Consider the following 17,405-nt stretch of genomic DNA (forward strand, 5'->3'; position numbering starts at 1 on the left):
GTGCTAAGCGGTTTGATTGAAACCGGTTTCAATTGCCCGTGTTAGTCAGAGAGTGCGTTTAAACGCACCAACCCAAAGCCCGATAAGAAAAAAGGATCAAGGGTGAACTCCACTCATTATTCTGCCCGTGGTCGCGTCACCATTAGCGAGGTGGCCAAGGCCGCCGGTGTGTCCAAGGCCACCGTATCACGCTACATGGGCGCCGACCGGCAATTGCTGGCCGATGCCACGGCCCGGCGCATCGAGGAAGTGGTGCAGCGCTTGGGCTACCGGCCCAATCGCATGGCCAGCGCCCTCAAGCATGGCCGTACCGGCTTGATCGGCTTGCTGCTGGCCGATATCCGCAATCCCTATTCAGTGGCCGTGATGCATGGCGTCGAAACCGCCTGCCGCCAGCACGGCTATAGCCTAGTGGTGTGCAACACCGCCTATGACGACGATCTGGAACACGCGCAATTGCAGGCGCTGCAGTCGTATAACGTCGATGGTCTGATTGTCCACACCTTGGGCCATCAGGCGCGCACTCTGGCGGATCTGGCTCAAGAGCTGCCGATGGTGTTAATCGACCGTCAGGTGCAGGGCCTGGAAGTGGATATGGTCGGCCTCGATAACCTGCAAGCCATAGAGCAAGCCCTGGACCACCTACAGGACAGTGGCTATCAAGATCTCTTATGCATCAGCGAGCCCTTGGATGGCACCAGCTCCCGCCATGAGCGGGTCAGCGCGTTTACTGCCGCCGTGGCTAAGCGCCCGGGCTTAAGGGGCCAAGTGCTGGAAGTGAATCCACGACTGGCCCAGCAGCTGGATAGATTTGTCGCGGATAAGGGCCATGGCCCGAAAGCGCTGTTGACCTGCAACGGCGTGGCCACCCTGGAAGCCATGCGTGTGCTGAATATCCGCCCAGAACCCCTGTTCACTGAGTTGGGCCTATTGGCCATCGACGAACTGGATTGGTATCCCTTGGTGGGCAGCGGCATCAGTGCCTTGGCCCAACCTACTGGCGAGATTGGCGCGGCGGCCTTTGCCTGCCTGCTTGAGCGTTTACAGGGCAGCCGCTTGCCGGCGCGTCGTCTGGACCTGCCCGCGCAGTTGATCCGCCGAGGCTCTAGTTACCGACAGGTCTAACTGCGCTACGTCGCTCGAACTGTGCTTTGTCGTTAAATGAAACCGATTTCATTCGGATAATAAGGACGTTTCCATGCCTTCACCCAGCGTTGCCATCAGCCTCTCCAGTTTTGGTGCCGATTCCGTACGTAATCTGGGCCAAGTCAGTTATCTGCCCCTGTTAGCGGCCAGTGGTGCGCGGCGGGTGGAGTGGCGTGAGGAGCTGTTTAACAAACTGCCTGAGCCCGCTGAGTTGGCTCAGGCGGCGGCTGATCACGGCCTCGAACAACTGTACTCAGCGCCGCTGGGACTCTGGCGGGCGGACGGCCAGCTGGAACCTGCCGTGATGGAGCGTCTGCAACTGGCGCGGGAGATTGGCGCGGTGGCGCTGAAGGTGTCTCTCGGGCACTGGCAGCCCGGGTTGAATTTGTGCGCGCTGCACCCGCTGTTTGAGCAGGGGCCAGCGCTGTATATCGAGAACGACCAGACCGTCGAGGGCGGACGCTTACCGATTTTGCTCAACTTCTTCGAGGCGGCCACATCACAAGGCGTGGCGCCGGGCATGACGTTCGATGTCGGCAACTGGCATTGGCAACAGCAGTCGCCCTTACAGGCCGCGCAGCAGTTGGGGCCGTGGGTGCGTTATGTGCACTGCAAGGCGGTGCAGCGCCGCGCCGATGGCCGCTTGCAGGCGCTGCCGCCGCAGGACACTGACCTTGAGCAATGGCGAGAGCTGCTCCGTTATTTCGAGCCTAATGTGCCGCGTGCCATCGAGTTTCCATTGATCGCTAATGACCTGCCCGGGCTAACCCGGCGTCATGTTGCCCAGCTGGCTCAGCTTGAAGCTCAGGTGCGCCATGCTTAAGCACGACGTACTGTGTTTTGGCGAAACCATGGCCATGTTTGTGGCCGAGCAGCCTGGCCCTTTGGCTCAGGTTAAAAGCTTTAGCAAAGCCATTGCCGGGGCCGACAGCAATGTGGCGATTGGTTTGCGGCGCTTAGGTTTACGGGTTAATTGGCTAAGCCGGGTGGGCAATGACTCGCTCGGTGAATTTGTCTTGCACAGCTTGCGCGAAGAGGGCTTGGACTGCAGCCAAGTGCAGGTCGATCCGGTGTTCCCCACGGGCTGGCAATTGAAGCAGCGCTGCGACGACGGCAGTGATCCGCAGGTGGAGTACTTTCGCCGGGGTTCGGCGGCCAGCCGCATGTCCACCTTGCAGCTCAACAATGAGCTGCTGCAAGTGCGCCATGTACATGCCACGGGCATTCCCCCGGCGCTCTCGGCCAGTTGCCGCGAGCTGTCCCATCAGTTGCTCAATGCCATACGCAGCGCCGGGGGCACGGTGTCGTTCGATCCGAATTTGCGCCCGCGTTTGTGGCCCGACCACGCCACCATGATTCGTGAAGTCAACGCCCTGGCCTTTAAGGCTGACTGGCTGCTGCCGGGCATAGAGGAGGGGCGCCTGCTGACTGGTCGCGATAGCCCCGAGGGCGTTGCCGAGTACTACCTGGAGCGGGGCGTACAGTGCGTGGCGATCAAGCTCGGCGCCCAAGGCGCTTATTGGCAAGACGCCATGGGCCAGCAAGGTTATGTGCCGGGCCAGCCAGTGGCGCAGGTGGTGGACACCGTCGGTGCCGGCGATGCCTTTGCCGTGGGCGTGCTCAGCGCCTTGCTCGAACGTTTGCCGCTGGGCGTGGCCGTGGCGCGCGGTAACTGGTGCGGCAGCCGGGCGGTGCAGTATCGCGGCGATATGGACGGCCTGCCCCTGCGCGCAGAACTGGATCAGTACCAGGCAACACTTTCACTCCAGGCCTAATGCGCTGGTTTACCAAACGACCGGTGCGCCGGCCCCTGATGCAACTACAAGAACAATTCAGGAGATTTCCCATGCACAACGAACGACTTGCTCCTCGGCGCTGGTGGTACATCCTGCCTATCGTCTTTATCACTTACAGCCTGGCCTACCTGGATCGGGCTAACTACGGCTTTGCGGCGGCCTCGGGTATGGCCGAAGACCTGCAGATCACTCCCGGTTTATCGTCGCTGCTCGGCGCGTTGTTCTTTCTCGGCTATTTCTTCTGCCAGGTGCCGGGGGCGATCTATGCGGAAAAACGCAGTGTTAAAACCCTGATCTTTTACAGCCTGATTCTCTGGGGCAGCTTAGCCACCCTGACTGGGGTGGTGCATCAGGTCTATTGGCTGGTGTTGATTCGTTTTTTCTTGGGGGTGGTCGAGGCCGCGGTGATGCCGGCCATGCTGATCTACCTGTGCCACTGGTTTACCCGCGCCGAGCGCTCGCGCGCCAACACCTTTTTGCTCTTGGGTAACCCGGTCACCATCCTCTGGATGTCGGTGCTGTCGGGCTATCTGATCGAGCAATTCAGCTGGCGCTGGATGTTTATCATCGAAGGGGCGCCGGCCATTATCTGGGCCTTTATTTGGTGGCGTTTGGCCGATGATCGTCCATCCCAGGCCAAGTGGCTGACTGCGCCTGAGCAGCAAGCCTTAAGTGCGGCACTGGAGGCCGAGCAGCAGGCGATCAAACCGGTGAAGAACTACCGTGAGGCGTTCCGCTCGCCGACGGTGATCATTCTGGCGCTGCAATACTTTTGCTGGAGCATCGGGGTGTACGGTTTTGTGCTGTGGTTGCCGTCGATTCTCAAGCAAGCGGCGGGGCTGGATATGATCACTGCCGGTTGGCTGTCGGCGCTGCCTTATCTGTGCGCGGTGCTGGCTATGTTTGGCGTGTCCTGGGCGTCGGATCGCATCCAGAAGCGCAAGCGTTTTGTCTGGCCGCCACTGTTGATCGCCGCGTTGGCGTTTTATGGCTCCTATGTCTTGGGCACGCAGCACTTCTGGTGGTCCTATGCCTTACTGGTGGTGGCTGGTGCTTGTATGTACGCGCCCTATGGACCGTTTTTCGCCATCGTGCCCGAGCTGTTGCCAATTAACGTTTCCGGCGGCGCCATGGCGCTGATCAACAGCATGGGCGCATTGGGTTCGTTCTCCGGCTCGTGGCTCGTTGGTTACCTCAATGGCTCCACCGGCGGGCCTGGTGCCTCCTATTTATTTATGTCGGCGGCGCTGCTGGTGGCCGTGGCCCTGACCGCTGTGCTCAACCCTTTACAGCCAACGCGCCAGCAGCGTCTGGCCCCCACTCACTAGGTATCTGTGATGAAGAAGTCTGTGGTTTTGTATAAACGCCTGTCCGCTGAGCTGATGGCGCGCCTGCACGAGCAGGTCGAGGTGCAGTTGATTGATCCGTCCACTGCGGCGGGGTTGGCGCAGCTGCATGACGCCTTGCCTAAGGCCCAGGGTTTGCTCGGCGCCAGCTTAAAGGTGGACGACGCCTTGCTTAGCCTGGCACCGCAACTCGAGGTAGTCTCCAGTGTGTCGGTGGGGGTGGATAACTACGCCATCGAGGCCTTTAACCAGCGCGGCGTACTGCTCACCAATACGCCGGATGTGCTCACCGAAACCACTGCCGATACCGGCTTTGCCCTGATCCTTGCGGCGGCGCGGCGGGTGGTCGAGCTGGATCGTTGGATTCGTGCCGGGCACTGGCAAGCGGCAATTGGTCCGAGCCATTTTGGTTGCGATGTGCAGGGCAAAACCTTGGGCATCGTCGGCATGGGGCGTATCGGCGAGGCCTTGGCCCGCCGTGCCGCCGCCGGCTTTGGCATGCAGGTGCTGTATCACAGTCGTAACCCGCGACCTGAGGTGGAGCAGCGCTATGGCGCCGGCTACCGCAGCCTGAGCGAGCTGTTGCAGCAGTCTGACTTCGTCTGCCTGACGGTGCCCCTGAGTCCGGCCACGGAGAATCTGATCAGCCATGAGCAACTGGCTCTGATGAAGCCTTCAGCCATTCTGATCAATATCGCCCGCGGCAAGGTGTTGGATGAAGCGGCGCTGATTGACGCCCTGCAGCACCAGCGCATTCGCGGGGCAGGTTTGGATGTGATGGTGCAAGAGCCGCTGCCGCAGGATTCGCCGCTGTTGCAGCTGGACAACTTAGTGCTGACTCCGCATATCGGTTCGGCCACTTTGGAAACCCGCGAAGCCATGGCCCGCTGCGCCGTGGACAATCTTTTGGCCGGCCTGGCTGGGGAGCGTCCGGCCAATCTGGTCAACCCATCAGCCTGGCCGCGTCGCAGCGGCATTTAACCCAGCCTGCGGCTGCTCCTCGGTTATAGGTGAGGAACAGCCGCCCACGATTTCTGTCTATCGGCCAAGCCCCTCGGAAAAATGGGGCCATACTGCATTGACCTGATTGAGCTTGTTGCAAGGAGAAGCACCGGCCATGTCTAAGGACCAACCTGGGCACGCGATACCTGCGCGCCGTGAATTTTTACGCCAGTCCCTCGGCCTGATTCCGGTCGCGGCCATTGCCAGTACCGGCGTCGGTACTGCGCTGCTCAGCCAGTCCAGCCCTAGCGCGGCGGCCGTCACGGCCGAGCCTGCGCAAGCACGGGCCTACAGCCCAAGTTTTTTTACTCAAGAAGAGCTGGCCTTTATCAACGCCGCGGTGGCCCGTTTGATTCCCACCGATAACTTAGGCCCAGGCGCTGCGGATAGCGGCGTGGCGGAGTTTATCGACCGTCAACTCAACACCCGCTATGGCAGCGGTGGCCTGTGGTTTATGCAGGGGCCGTTTCAGCCCGACGCGCCTAAGGAGTTGGGTTACCAGCTCAAGCTCAGCCCGCAGGAGATCTACCGCCTAGGCATCGAGGCGAGTAATGCCTATTGCCAACTGCAATGGGGCAAGCCCTTTACCGAGCTTGCGGCAGAGCAGCAGGAGCAGGTGTTACAGGACCTCGACAGTGGCAAGGCGAGCTTCGAGGACGTCCCTGCGCCGACCTTTTTCGCCATGCTGTGGAGCAATACCTGCGAAGGTTTTTTCAGCGACCCCATTCACGGTGGCAACCAAGGGCTGGCCGGTTGGAAGCTGATTGGCTTCCCCGGAGCCCGTGCAGATTTTATGGATTGGGTCGAGCGCGACGAGCGCTATGCCTACCCGCCGGTGTCCATCAGCGGCGAGCGAGGTTAAGTCATGCGGGTAATGAAAAAAGTCGATGCAGTGATCGTCGGTTTCGGCTGGGCCGGGGCCATCATGGCCAAGGAGTTGACTGAGGCCGGCTTACAGGTGCTGGCGCTGGAGCGTGGCCCGGCGCGCGATACCTACCCCGATGGGGTGTATCCGCAGACCATGGATGAGCTGACCTATAACTCGCGCAAAAAGCTGTTTATGGACATCTCCCGCGAGACCGTGACCTTGCGCCATACCCGTAATGACGTGGCCGTACCGTACCGCCAGTTCGGCGCCTTTTTGCCCGGTACGGGCACCGGCGGCGCGGGGCTGCATTGGTCCGGCGTGCACTTTCGGGTCGATCCCGTGGAGCTGCGCATGCGCAGTCACTACGAAGAGCGTTACGGCAAAAACTTTATCCCTGAAGGCATGAGCATTCAGGATTTTGGCGTCAGCTATGAAGAGCTGGAGCCGTATTTTGATTTTGCCGAGAAGGTCTTCGGCACCTCCGGCACGGCATGGTCGATCAAGGGCGAAGTAGTCGGTCGCGATAAGGGCGGTAATCCCTTCGCGGCGGATCGCTCTAACGATTTTCCGCTGGTGGCGCAGAAGAATACGGTGTCGGCGCAGCTATTCGGCAAGGCCGCCAGCGAGCTGGGCTATCACCCCTACAACCTGCCTTCGGCCAACACCTCAGGGCCGTATACCAACCCCTACGGCGCGCAAATGGGGCCGTGTAACTTCTGTGGTTATTGCAGCGGCTATGCCTGCTACATGTATTCCAAGGCGTCACCCAATGTGAACATCTTGCCGGCGCTGCGTGGCCTGAAGAATTTTGAGCTGCGCAACAACGCCCATGTGCTGCGGGTCAATCTCGACGACGCGAAAACCCAGGCCACCGGCGTGACCTATGTCGACAGCCAGGGGCGGCAGATTGAGCAGCCGGCGGACTTGGTGATTTTGTCGGCCTTCCAGTTCAATAACGTGCGCCTGATGCTGCTTTCTGGCATTGGCAAACCATACGATCCGGTGAGCAACGAGGGCGTGGTGGGGCGTAATTTCGCCTACCAGAATATGTCCACCGTCAGTGCTTTCTTTAAGCCCTCCCAGCACTTCACCAATCCCTTTATTGGCGCGGGCGGCAATGGCATCGCCATCGATGATTTCAACGCCGATAACTTCGATCACGGTCCCCACGGTTTTGTCGGTGGCTCGCCGTTTTGGGTCAACCAGGCCGGCAGCAAACCCATCGCCGGACTGAAAGTACCGCCGGGCACGCCGAAGTGGGGCAGCGCCTGGAAGGCAGCGGTGGCCGAAAGTTACTCGCATAGCCTGGCCATGGACGCCCACGGCGCCCATCAGTCCTATCGCGACAACTACCTTGATCTCGACCCGCAGTACACCGATAGCTACGGCCTGCCACTGCTACGCATGACCTTCGACTGGCAGGACAACGACGTCAAGATGAACCGCTTTATGCTCGAGCGCCTGCAAAAAATCGCCGAGGCCATGGGGCCTAAAGTGATCAGCGCAGCGAGCAAGGTCAACGGCGGCCATTTCGATGCCAACAGCTACCAGACCACCCATTTAAACGGCGGCGCGATCATGGGCAGCGACCCGAAAACCAGCGCGCTGAACCGTTATTTGCAGAGCTGGGATGTGCACAACGTGTTCGTGCCCGGTGCTTCGGCGTTCCCTCAGGGCTTGGGTTATAACCCTACCGGTTTGCTGGCAGCGCTGACCTATTGGTCGGCGCGGGCGATCCGCGAGCAGTACCTGAAGAACCCCGGCCCACTGGTGCAGGCATAAGGAGCGTGCGCATGAACAAGACGTTAATTGCCGCCCTCGGCCTGCTCGCCAGCAGCGTGCTGCATGCCGCCGATGGCCCTGATAAGAAGCTGATCGAGCAAGGCGAATACCTCGCCCGCGCCGGCGACTGCGTGGCCTGTCACACGGCGAAAGGCGGTCAGCCATTTGCCGGTGGCCTGCCCATGGAAACCCCTATCGGCACCTTGTATTCGACCAATATCACCCCCGATGACACGGGCATTGGCCAATACAGTTACGAAGACTTTGAACGGGCGGTGCGCCAGGGCATCGGCAAGGATGGCAGCAGCCTGTATCCGGCCATGCCTTATCCGTCCTATGCCAAGGTCAGCGATGCCGATATGCAGGCGTTGTACGCCTACTTCATGCACGGCGTGACGCCGGTGCAGCAGAGCAATCAGCCCAGCGATATTCCCTGGCCGTTAAGCATGCGTTGGCCGTTGGCGATTTGGCGCGGCCTGTTCGCTCCAGAGGTGCAGGCGGTGGCGGCCAGCACTCAAGACCCGGTACTGGCGCGTGGCGCCTATTTGGTGGAAGGCCTTGGTCACTGCGGCGCTTGCCATACACCACGGGCCCTGACCATGCAGGAGCAGGCGCTGAGTGAGGCCGATGGCGCGGAGTTCTTATCCGGCAGCGCACCGCTGGAAGGTTGGATCGCCAAGAGTCTGCGCGGCGACCACAAGGACGGCTTGGGCAGTTGGTCTGAGGCGCAACTGGTGGCCTTTATGAAGACCGGGCGCAGTGAGCGTTCCGCCGTGTTTGGCGGTATGAGCGATGTGGTGGTGCACAGCCTGCAGTATTTAAATGATACCGACCTCACCGCCATTGCCCGTTACCTGAAGAGTTTACCGGCGAGTAACGCGCACGATCAGCCGTTTAAAGTGGACGAGCAAGTGGCCAAGGCGCTGTGGCAGGGCAACGACAGTCAAACGGGGGCCGCGCTGTATGTGGATAACTGCGGCGCCTGTCACCGCACCGATGGTCAGGGCTATAGCCGGGTGTTTCCTGCACTGGCCGGCAACCCGGTGGTGCAGAGTGAGGATGCCACTTCGCTGATTCATATCGTGCTGGCTGGCGGCACGTTGCCGGCCACTCACACGGCGCCATCGACCTTCACCATGCCCGGTTTTGCCTGGCGCCTGAATGATCAGCAAGTGGCCGATGTGGTGAGTTTTATCCGCGGCAGTTGGGGTAATCAGGCTGACGCGGTGACGGCCAGCGCCGTGGCCAAGTTGCGTGAGCTGCCCCATGTGCCGCCTAAGCCGCCAGTGCTTCAGGCGCAGTCGCTGATCAGTGACACCACGGGCGTCGCAGAGCCGCAGTAAACGCCTTGGCAGGTAGCGCGCCTGAGCGATAAAAGCCACCCCGCGAGTACCGCGCGGTGACTTTTATTTAGGCGTGAGGCAAGGTCGGCTGAGTGATCAGCCAGGCCAGCAGCGGGTAGCAGAAGTAATGCAGGCCGAAGATCAGCACCGCCATGGGACTAGGGTCATTCTGCAGCGCCATGCTGAGCAACAAGCCCAGATACAGCAAGGCTAGTACAGCGCTGTACAGCCCCAGCACACGCCAGCGTTCACTGCTGTACAGATTGCGTTGATAACGCAGGCGCACCCACAGGCGTATGCCGACGCCGGTTAAGGCTGCCACGGCCAAGGTGGCGACCAGGCCACTGAGTTTGCCGACGGTACGCAGCAGCAGGTTAAGCAGCATCACCGCCAGCACGGCGCCGAAGGCCAGGGAGCGGATGGCGACGGGGTTGGAATTGACTGACTTCATGGTTTCTCAATTACAGGCTGCGGTTTAATCCGAAGCGTTTTTTCATAATGGCTTGCAGCAAGCCGGTAGGCACCAGACGTACCAGCCAGGGCAAGCTGCGGCTGCCATGGCCGATGCGCACTAAGCGCGCGCGGTTTAGCCTGAATGGCGCGCAGCAGTTTGGCGGCAAACTCCGTGGCCGGGGTCGGGTTGTCTTGCGAGGCCATGGCGCGGGCGCGGATGCCGTCGCGAATGGGCCACCAGGGCGAGGCTTCATCGATCAACTGTTCCGCCTGCTGGCTGGCGTTGGCGCCGAAGCTGGATTGAATCGCCCCTGGCTGCACCTGCATAACCTCGATGCCGAACGGCGCTAACTCCATCCGCAGGGCATTGCTCAAGGCATCCACCGCCGCTTTGGAAGCGCAGTAGGTGCCGGCGAACGGAGTATGCAGCAGGGAGGAGATACTGCCGATATTCACCACCAAGCCTCGGTTCTGGCGCAGCAAGGGGAACATCGCGCGAGTGACGCCAATCAGGGAAAACACGTTGGTCTCGAACTGCTTGCGCATGGCCTCCACGCCACCATCGAGCAGCGGTCCCATGGCGCCGTAGCCGGCGTTATTGATCAGTACATCGAGGCCGCCGATTTCAGCTTTTAGGCGCTCGGCCAACAGGCCAAGGCTGAGGCCATCATTGACATCCAACTGCACGGCGTTAAATCCGGCCGCAGCCAGTGCGGTCACATCCTCGGGTTTACGCGCGCTGGCCCAGACCTGATAGCCCGCTTGTTGGCACAGATCGGCGAGGGCACGGCCAATGCCGCTGGAACATCCGGTGATGAGTACGCTGGGTAATGCCATGACAAGCTCCGTTCTTGTTGTGGGCTGGGCAAGTTCGCGCCGCCAAGTGCTGGTCGCGTGCGTCTTATTGTGCTCGGGACGCGGACCGCGTTTAGCGAGTGGCCCTTAGGGTGCCCGAGTTTGTTTAGTAATTAAATCGACCTTGCAGACGTTCGGCACGAAACTCCAAGGTACTGGCGCGATAACCGCTGCGCAGCGTCGGCACTGGCAGACAGCTGCGCCACTGCGCACCAGGGGCCAGTTCGCCGGGGCCGCTGTAATGGGGACTGGTGTAGAAGGCCTGCGCCAGATTGACGTTTTCGCCGGGGCGATAGGCCGCCACCTGCCAGGTTAATTCGACTAAGGCGGCGCTGCTGCGGTTGTCTAAGGTCAGCGCCAAGGGCTGATCGGCCGGGCACTGCCCGGGGGCGAAGCTTAAGTGCAATTGCAGGCGCGCCAAGTGGTGCTCGTCGCGCCGCTCCTGCCACAACACCACACTGGCGAGCAGACCGAGCAGCACGGCGGCAGCGCCGGAAATCGGCAGGGCTTTACGCGGATAGCGCAGCAACAGCACCAGCCAGCTCAAGAGCAACAGCGCGCCGAGCAACAGCCACATGGCTCAATCCTCGGCGTGGTCGCGCAGGAACACCAGGCTATCTGGCTTGGACTGTTCAGGGCTGTAGTAATAGCCGTTGAGGTTAAAGTCCTTCAGCGCAGCCGGATCGCTCAGGCGCTGCTTGATCACATGGCGCGCCATCAGCCCCCGGGCTTTCTTGGCGTAGAAGCTGATGATCTTGTACTGACCGTTTTTCAGATCCTTGAACTCAGTGTCGATGATCCGCGCTGGCAGTGCTTTGCGTTTGACCGCGCTGAAGTACTCGGTGCTGGCCAGGTTGAGCAGCACGTCATCGCCTTGTGCGGCCAGGGCGTCATTGAGCCAACCGCTGATTTGCTCGCCCCAGAACTCATAAAGGTTTTTGCCTTTGGGGTTGGCGAACTTGGTGCCCATTTCCAGGCGGTAAGGCTGCATCAGATCCAGTGGCCGCAACACGCCGTAGAGGCCGGAGAGCATGCGCAGGTGGTTTTGTGCGAAGTCGAAATCGTCTTCGCTGAAGTCCTCGGCGTTCAGGCCGGTATAAACGTCACCCTTGAACGCCAGCAGCGCCTGCTTGGCGTTGGACGGATTGAACGGCCGCTGCCAACTGCCAAAGCGCGCCGCGTTCAGGCCGGCTAGTTTGTCGGAGAGGTGCATCAGCTCGGCGATTTGCGCCGGGCTCAGTTCGCGTAACTGCTCGATCAGCTCTTGGGCGTGATCCAGATGCTGCGGCTGGGTAAAGCGTTGCGTCACCGGCGCACTTTCGTAATCAAGGGTTTTGGCCGGGGAAATCACCATCAACATAGGTTGTGCTCCTAAAAGTCTGTGGCGATTCTAGAAGTTGCGGGCGGGCTAAACCACCTATAAGGGCGATTAGATCGGCGCAGGTTTTTTAAACGACGCGCTCGGGCAGGGCGCAGTGCTTCATTAGGGGGCAGTGCTGAATTGAGCGCAGGCGAGAGACGGCGGGGGATTGCGGCAAAAGTAGGCGTGCGGACTTTTGACTGTAGTCGCTGTTTGCTGAGGCGCCAAGGGCTATTGGTCGCCGCGACAAATAAAGCAGAAAAGCCTGAAAAAATAGTTTTTCTGTCGCAGGAATTAGCGTAATTAAAAGCCAGACCGCCGAACCCTGCAGACAGGTGGCGTCATTTGGCCCTCACCTTGCTTGCAACCTTCTCAGCCACCGCACTGAGGAGTCGGTGGTCCCACCGCGATGCTTTGCCTGTGCATCGTTTGGCTACGACAAGAAGGTGACCGAGTATGGATGACCACGGACGCGCTAAGCCCACCGCCGCAACCCTGTACGCCCTCGATACCAACGTGTTGATCCACGATCCCAACGCCTTACTGAACTTTGAAGAACACCACGTCGCCATCCCTATGACGGTTCTGGAGGAACTCGATAAGTTAAAAACGGGCAAGCAAGGTGTGGCGGCTGAATGCCGTCAGGCCATCCGCCTGATCGATAAAATTCTCGGCAGCGCCAACCCTGAGGAGGTTGAGCTGGGCGTTGCCATCCAGCGCGATAAAAGCGGCCCCTGCGGCTATCTGTCGATCCTTATGAGCAAGAGCGCCGCGCCGATCACCTGGCTGCCGGAAAACCTCAACGACAACCGCATCATCAACCAGTTGGTCGAGCTTAAGTCACGCAAGCCTGGCTTCAACGTGGTGCTGGTGACCAAAGACATCAACATGCGCTTAAAGGCGCGCGCCTGTGGCATTAACGCCGAGGACTACCACACCGACCAGTTGGTCGACGATGTGTCGTTGTTGTCCAAGGGCTACCACAATATGGATGGCTCCTTTTGGGATCGCGTCAGTAAGGTGGAAACCCGTCAGGGCCATGGCCGTACCTGGCATCGCGTGCAGTTGGTGGATAACTTGCCGGCCGTGCACGTCAACGAATTCATCATCGACGAGCAGGGTTTTGTCGGCTGGATCAAGGGCATTGAAAACGGTGAGCTGCTGATCCTCGATCTGCATCAGGAACCTTTGCTGCATCAGGAAGCCTGGGGCTTGCGGCCACGGGATATTTATCAGGCGCTGGCGCTGTATGCGCTGCTCGATCCGGATATTCACCTGGTCAACCTGTCGGGGGCGGCGGGTTCAGGTAAAACCATCCTCGCGCTGGCGGCGGCGATTGAGCAAACCATGGTCAGCAAGCGTTACCGGCGCATTATCGCCACCCGCAGCGTGCAGGGGCTGGATCAGGAAATCGGCTTCCTGCCGGGCACCGAGGCCGAGAAAATGGAGCCTTGGCTCGGCGCCATCACGGACAACCTGGAGGCGCTGCATCTGGATGATGAGAACACCCATGGCAGTGTCGATTACATTCTGCAAAAGGTGCCGCTGCAGTTTAAGTCGCTGAACTACATTCGCGGGCGTAGCTTCCAGCAGAGTCTGATCCTTATCGATGAGTGTCAAAACCTCACCCCGCATCAGATGAAAACCATCATCACCCGCGCCGGTAATGGCTCCAAAGTGATCTGCCTGGGTAACCTGGCGCAGATCGACACGCCTTATCTGTCCGCCCCCAGCTCGGGGCTCACCTACCTGACCGAACGCTTCAAAGACTTTGAGCATGGCGTGCATATCACCTTGCAAGGGGTGCCACGCTCGATCCTGGCGGAGTACGCCGAAAGCCACCTGTAAGCGCCAGTACTGGGCCAGCTTGTCCGACTCTTTGCCAAGCTGGCCCGCTTAACGGTGCAATCCCGGGCATTTCTGCGCTGCCCCAAGGCTGTGCCTGGGTTTACAATCCCGGCACTGCCGCCAGGAGAGCACCCGTGTTAACCCATCTCGATAGTCAAGGTCGGGCCAATATGGTCGACGTCAGCGACAAAGCCCAGACCGTACGTGAAGCCGCAGCACAAGCCTGGGTGCGCATGTTGCCGCAAACCCTGCGCATGATTAGCCAAGGCGAGCATCCCAAGGGCGATGTGTTTGCCGTGGCGCGCATCGCCGGGATTCAGGCGGCGAAGAAGACCTCTGAGCTGATTCCCCTGTGTCATCCGCTGCTGTTGACCAGCGTCAAGGTTGAGCTGGTGGTCGAGGGCGATGACGCCGTACGCATCACCGCGCGCTGCAAACTCACCGGGCAAACCGGAGTGGAAATGGAGGCGCTGACGGCGGCCAGTGTCGCGGCCCTGACCCTGTACGACATGTGCAAGGCGGTGGACCGGGGCATGACGATCGAGAACGTGCGCCTGCTGGAAAAGCTCGGCGGTAAGAGCGGCCACTATTTGGCGGAGCCTTCGGCATGATCCGTGTGCAGTACTTTGCCCGTTACCGCGAGGTATTGGGGCTGGATGAAGAAGTGTTGGCGCAGTCGTTCGCCAGCTTGGCCCAGGTCCGCGAGCATCTGCTCAGTCGCGGTGCCGCCTGGCAAGTGTTGGCGGAGAGCAGCCTGATGTGCGCGCGCAATCAGGAGCTGTGCAGCCTCAACGAGCCGTTAAGTGACGGCGATGAAGTGGCGTTTTTTCCCACTGTGACCGGAGGCTAAGCGTCATGGCTATCCGTGTGCAGAGCCAGGCCTTTGATCCGGGCGCTGAATTGAATGCCTTGCATGGCGCCAACCAGGGCATTGGTGCGCTGGTCAGTTTTGTCGGCTATGTGCGCGACTACAACGATGGCCAAGACGTGGCGGGGATGTACCTCGAACACTTTCCCGGCATGACGGAAAAGTCCTTAGGCAAAATTGCCGAAGAGGCGCAGCAGCGCTGGCCGCTGATTGGCGTGGAGATTCTCCATCGCGTCGGTCAGTTAGAGCCGGGCGAGCCGATTGTTTTGGTCGGCACCAGCAGCGCCCATCGCCAGGCAGCCTTTGAGGCCTGCGCCTTTATCATGGACTACCTGAAAACCCGTGCGCCGTTCTGGAAGAAAGAGCTCACCGCCGCTGGCCCGCGTTGGGTTGAGGGGCGCAGCAGTGATCAGGCCGCCGCCGAGCGTTGGCAGGCCTGACGCACTGTTTGCTCAGTCGACCCGCGAGTGGCGCGCACTGCTGGCCTGGACGATGCGCTCGGCGGGAATGCGCAGTTGACGCAGTAAGTACTCGGCAAACTCCGGCGTGTAAGGCTGCTCGGCGATGGCTTGTTCCATGCAGAGCAGCCAGCTGTGACGCAGGTTATCGCCGATAGGCCATTTGGCGTGAAAGGCTGGAATCGAGATCGGCCCGTATTTCTCGCTAAAGAAGCGCGGGCCGCCGAGCCAGCCACATAGGAAGCAGGCCAGTTTGTCCTGGATCAGGGCCAGATCCGGGCCGTGCATGCTGCGCAGTTGCGCCGCTTCGGGCAGCTCATCCATCAACCGGTAAAACGCCGCACTTAAGCGCTGCACGCCTTCGAGGCCGCCTGCCGCTTGATAAGACGCATCGGCTACGCCGTAGACAATGGGCTGCGCCATGGCTGCCTCCTAGATCGAAAAGGCCATTGTACTGAAGCATGGCACGGCTCAGCAGAGGCTATTGGTCGCGGCCATCGCTCTTGGTCCAAGGCATGTCGTGCAGGGCCTGCTGGAGAAAATCACACAGCGCCTGGACCTTGCGCGAGGAGCGGCTGGAGCGGGGGTACATGGCGTAGATGTAATCGTCGGTGGGCCGCGCGCCGGGCTCCAGGGCAATCAGTTTGCCGTCGTTGAGCTGCTGATAGGTCAAAAAGGTCGGCAGTACGGTGAGGCCCAAGCCCTGTTCGGCCATTTCCCGCATGGCTTCGCCGTTGTTGCTGATAAAACGGCTCTGCGGCGCCAGGTTGATCACGTCGTTGGGGCGATCAAAGGGGCTGAATGCCCAGATTTGCCCGGGGGCGACGTTGGCATAACCGATACAGGCGTGATTGCCGATCTCCTCGACCGTGCTCGGCGCCCCGTGCTCTGCCAGGTACGCCGGGCTGCAGCACAGGCTGCGGCTACTCACCGCCAGTTGGCGGGCGATCAGAGCGCTGTCGCGGATGCGCGAGATGCGCAGGCACAGGTCATAGCCTTCGCGCTCGAAGTCGATCACGCGGTCGTCTAACTGCAAGGTCACCTGAATGCGCGGGTGCTGCAGCATAAATTGCGCGATCAGGCGGTTGAGCCAGAGGGTGCCGAAGCTCATGGGGGCGGTGATGCGCAACATGCCGCACAGTCCGCTTTCGTTGATTGCCGCCGTTTCCGCCGCGTCACGCAGGTCGGCGAGGGCGGCTTTACTCTGCTGATAGAACTCGCTGCCGTTACTGGTCGGAGTGACTTTGCGCGTGGAGCGATACAGCAGCTTGGCATTTAGGCGCTGCTCTAAATCGCTTAAGCGCTTACTGACGACTGATTTGGAAATACCTAGGCGTTCGGCGGCGAGGCTGACACTGCCCAGTTCCACTACGTGGATAAAAGTTTCAATTTCCTGGAAGTCTAATTTCATGGGTACCTAGTAAAAAAATGGAAGCAGTTGATCAGTTTAGGAAAAACCTTATGCACAGACTACGATGAGATTGTTCTCAATTATAGAAAATCATTTTCGTTTACATTTGTTGGACAGATTGCTCTGACCAGCTAAGCTTTTGCCTTCCTATGGCTTTTAAATTCCCTAGGGATCATGGATTTTTATCAGGAGATACACGATGTCCTTCACTTACAAGCGATTGAACAAGGATGACGCAGTGCTGCTGCTGGTTGACCACCAAGCAGGTCTGCTCTCATTAGTGCGTGACTACGGCCCTGATGAGTTCAAGAACAACGTTCTGGCATTGGCTAACATCGGCAAATTCTTCAATCTGCCTACCATTCTCACCACCAGCTTTGAAACCGGCCCTAACGGCCCGATCGTTCCTGAGCTGCGTAACATCTTCCCGGATGCACCTTTCATCGCTCGTCCTGGCCAAATCAACGCCTGGGATAACGAAGATTTCGTTAAGGCCGTTAAAGCCACTGGCCGTAAGCAAATCATCATTGCTGGCGTAGTGACTGACGTGTGCGTCGCTTTCCCAACTCTGTCGGCTCTGCAAGAAGGCTACGACGTATTCGTCGTTACCGATGCTTCCGGCACCTTCAACACCAGCGTGCGTGATGCCGCTCTGAACCGCATGTCGCAAGCCGGCGCGCAACTGATGAGCTGGTTCAACGTAGGTTGCGAGCTGCATCGCGACTGGCGCAACGACATTGAAGGCTTTGGCGGCGTGCTGGGCGGCCATCTGCCGGCTTACGCCAACCTGATCCAAAGCTTCAACCAGAAATAAGCCCTGCGCCCGGTAACGGGCGCTTGCGGTTCCCCAAGGTTGATTGCACGGCATA

Annotated in this window: 18 protein-coding genes and 1 pseudogene; 13 read left to right on the forward strand and 6 right to left on the reverse strand. The window is 59.9% G+C overall.

What is annotated here, in order from left to right:
- The first annotated feature begins 102 nt into the window (after positions 1-102).
- The 8 genes from NTD81_RS01200 (at position 103) to NTD81_RS01235 (ending at position 9,283) form a co-directional block, all read left to right on the forward strand.
- Positions 103-1,125 (forward strand): LacI family DNA-binding transcriptional regulator, encoded by a 1,023-nt coding sequence (locus tag NTD81_RS01200; protein WP_262178587.1) that lies wholly within the window; start codon positions 103-105, stop codon positions 1,123-1,125.
- 73 nt (positions 1,126-1,198) lie between these two features.
- Positions 1,199-1,969: a sugar phosphate isomerase/epimerase family protein gene (locus NTD81_RS01205; protein ID WP_262178590.1), complete on the forward strand. Its 771-nt coding sequence runs from the start codon at positions 1,199-1,201 to the stop codon at positions 1,967-1,969.
- Positions 1,962-2,921: a sugar kinase gene (locus NTD81_RS01210; protein WP_262178592.1), complete on the forward strand. Its 960-nt coding sequence runs from the start codon at positions 1,962-1,964 to the stop codon at positions 2,919-2,921. The genes NTD81_RS01205 and NTD81_RS01210 overlap by 8 nt, the downstream gene beginning before the upstream one ends.
- Positions 2,922-2,992: 71 nt before the next feature.
- On the forward strand, positions 2,993-4,270 hold the full coding sequence (locus NTD81_RS01215) for an MFS transporter (protein WP_262178593.1): 1,278 nt from the start codon (positions 2,993-2,995) through the stop codon (positions 4,268-4,270).
- Positions 4,271-4,279: 9 nt separating this feature from the next.
- Complete coding sequence (locus NTD81_RS01220; RefSeq protein ID WP_262178594.1) at positions 4,280-5,269, forward strand: 2-hydroxyacid dehydrogenase; 990 nt, start codon at positions 4,280-4,282, stop codon at positions 5,267-5,269.
- 136 nt (positions 5,270-5,405) lie between these two features.
- Positions 5,406-6,152, forward strand: coding sequence for a gluconate 2-dehydrogenase subunit 3 family protein (locus NTD81_RS01225; RefSeq protein ID WP_262178596.1), 747 nt, complete (start codon positions 5,406-5,408; stop codon positions 6,150-6,152).
- 3 nt (positions 6,153-6,155) lie between these two features.
- On the forward strand, positions 6,156-7,940 hold the full coding sequence (locus NTD81_RS01230) for a GMC family oxidoreductase (protein WP_410017099.1): 1,785 nt from the start codon (positions 6,156-6,158) through the stop codon (positions 7,938-7,940).
- An 11-nt stretch (positions 7,941-7,951) separates the two neighbouring features.
- Positions 7,952-9,283 carry a cytochrome c gene (locus NTD81_RS01235; protein WP_262178597.1) on the forward strand — a complete coding sequence of 444 codons (1,332 nt, stop codon included), beginning with the start codon at positions 7,952-7,954 and terminating at the stop codon, positions 9,281-9,283.
- Positions 9,284-9,350: 67 nt separating this feature from the next.
- Here NTD81_RS01235 and NTD81_RS01240 read toward each other — a convergent pair whose 3' ends face one another.
- The 4 genes and pseudogenes from NTD81_RS01240 to yaaA all read right to left on the reverse strand — a co-directional run bounded on the left by NTD81_RS01240 (position 9,351) and on the right by yaaA (position 11,951).
- Positions 9,351-9,734: a hypothetical protein gene (locus NTD81_RS01240; protein ID WP_262178599.1), complete on the reverse strand. Its 384-nt coding sequence runs from the start codon at positions 9,732-9,734 to the stop codon at positions 9,351-9,353.
- A 10-nt stretch (positions 9,735-9,744) separates the two neighbouring features.
- A pseudogene (locus NTD81_RS01245) lies at positions 9,745-10,573 on the reverse strand (SDR family oxidoreductase).
- Positions 10,574-10,697: 124 nt separating this feature from the next.
- The gene (locus tag NTD81_RS01250; RefSeq protein WP_262178642.1) at positions 10,698-11,162 is read right to left on the reverse strand and encodes a multidrug transporter; all 465 of its coding nucleotides are present in this window, start codon (positions 11,160-11,162) and stop codon (positions 10,698-10,700) included.
- Between the two features lie 9 nt (positions 11,163-11,171).
- Positions 11,172-11,951 carry a peroxide stress protein YaaA gene (yaaA, locus tag NTD81_RS01255; protein ID WP_262178601.1) on the reverse strand — a complete coding sequence of 260 codons (780 nt, stop codon included), beginning with the start codon at positions 11,949-11,951 and terminating at the stop codon, positions 11,172-11,174.
- Between the two features lie 456 nt (positions 11,952-12,407).
- Between yaaA and NTD81_RS01260 the strand changes: the two genes are divergently transcribed.
- From NTD81_RS01260 to moaE, 4 genes are all read left to right on the forward strand, one after another.
- Complete coding sequence (locus NTD81_RS01260) at positions 12,408-13,799, forward strand: PhoH family protein (RefSeq protein WP_262178603.1); 1,392 nt, start codon at positions 12,408-12,410, stop codon at positions 13,797-13,799.
- Positions 13,800-13,933: 134 nt separating this feature from the next.
- Entirely contained in the window at positions 13,934-14,410 is a 477-nt protein-coding gene (moaC, locus tag NTD81_RS01265; RefSeq protein WP_262178605.1) for a cyclic pyranopterin monophosphate synthase MoaC, read from the forward strand.
- Entirely contained in the window at positions 14,407-14,649 is a 243-nt protein-coding gene (locus NTD81_RS01270) for a MoaD/ThiS family protein (protein WP_262178607.1), read from the forward strand. Before moaC ends, NTD81_RS01270 begins: the two co-directional genes overlap by 4 nt.
- A gap of 5 nt (positions 14,650-14,654) precedes the next feature.
- Entirely contained in the window at positions 14,655-15,107 is a 453-nt protein-coding gene (moaE, locus tag NTD81_RS01275) for a molybdopterin synthase catalytic subunit MoaE (RefSeq protein WP_262178609.1), read from the forward strand.
- Positions 15,108-15,119: 12 nt separating this feature from the next.
- Here moaE and NTD81_RS01280 read toward each other — a convergent pair whose 3' ends face one another.
- The gene (locus NTD81_RS01280) at positions 15,120-15,548 is read right to left on the reverse strand and encodes a group II truncated hemoglobin (RefSeq protein ID WP_262178611.1); all 429 of its coding nucleotides are present in this window, start codon (positions 15,546-15,548) and stop codon (positions 15,120-15,122) included.
- 58 nt (positions 15,549-15,606) lie between these two features.
- Positions 15,607-16,536: a LysR family transcriptional regulator gene (locus tag NTD81_RS01285; RefSeq protein WP_262178613.1), complete on the reverse strand. Its 930-nt coding sequence runs from the start codon at positions 16,534-16,536 to the stop codon at positions 15,607-15,609.
- A gap of 199 nt (positions 16,537-16,735) precedes the next feature.
- On the opposite strand from NTD81_RS01285, the gene ycaC reads away from it, so the two are divergent.
- Positions 16,736-17,350: an isochorismate family cysteine hydrolase YcaC gene (gene ycaC, locus NTD81_RS01290; protein WP_262178615.1), complete on the forward strand. Its 615-nt coding sequence runs from the start codon at positions 16,736-16,738 to the stop codon at positions 17,348-17,350.
- The last annotated feature ends 55 nt before the right edge of the window (positions 17,351-17,405 follow it).

It is taken from the genome of Pseudomonas sp. 5P_3.1_Bac2, assembly GCF_025465995.1.
GTDB lineage: Bacteria > Pseudomonadota > Gammaproteobacteria > Pseudomonadales > Pseudomonadaceae > Aquipseudomonas.

Coding starts and splice junctions, on each gene's coding strand:
- NTD81_RS01285 (WP_262178613.1), bottom strand. CDS start 16,536: ATGAAATTAGACTTCCAGGAAATTGAAACTTTTATCCACGTAGTGGAA.
- NTD81_RS01210 (WP_262178592.1), top strand. CDS start 1,962: ATGCTTAAGCACGACGTACTGTGTTTTGGCGAAACCATGGCCATGTTT.
- NTD81_RS01215 (WP_262178593.1), top strand. CDS start 2,993: ATGCACAACGAACGACTTGCTCCTCGGCGCTGGTGGTACATCCTGCCT.
- NTD81_RS01270 (WP_262178607.1), top strand. CDS start 14,407: ATGATCCGTGTGCAGTACTTTGCCCGTTACCGCGAGGTATTGGGGCTG.
- yaaA (WP_262178601.1), bottom strand. CDS start 11,951: ATGTTGATGGTGATTTCCCCGGCCAAAACCCTTGATTACGAAAGTGCG.
- NTD81_RS01240 (WP_262178599.1), bottom strand. CDS start 9,734: ATGAAGTCAGTCAATTCCAACCCCGTCGCCATCCGCTCCCTGGCCTTC.
- NTD81_RS01230 (WP_410017099.1), top strand. CDS start 6,156: ATGCGGGTAATGAAAAAAGTCGATGCAGTGATCGTCGGTTTCGGCTGG.
- NTD81_RS01220 (WP_262178594.1), top strand. CDS start 4,280: ATGAAGAAGTCTGTGGTTTTGTATAAACGCCTGTCCGCTGAGCTGATG.
- NTD81_RS01225 (WP_262178596.1), top strand. CDS start 5,406: ATGTCTAAGGACCAACCTGGGCACGCGATACCTGCGCGCCGTGAATTT.
- moaE (WP_262178609.1), top strand. CDS start 14,655: ATGGCTATCCGTGTGCAGAGCCAGGCCTTTGATCCGGGCGCTGAATTG.
- NTD81_RS01280 (WP_262178611.1), bottom strand. CDS start 15,548: ATGGCGCAGCCCATTGTCTACGGCGTAGCCGATGCGTCTTATCAAGCG.
- NTD81_RS01260 (WP_262178603.1), top strand. CDS start 12,408: ATGGATGACCACGGACGCGCTAAGCCCACCGCCGCAACCCTGTACGCC.
- NTD81_RS01235 (WP_262178597.1), top strand. CDS start 7,952: ATGAACAAGACGTTAATTGCCGCCCTCGGCCTGCTCGCCAGCAGCGTG.
- NTD81_RS01205 (WP_262178590.1), top strand. CDS start 1,199: ATGCCTTCACCCAGCGTTGCCATCAGCCTCTCCAGTTTTGGTGCCGAT.
- ycaC (WP_262178615.1), top strand. CDS start 16,736: ATGTCCTTCACTTACAAGCGATTGAACAAGGATGACGCAGTGCTGCTG.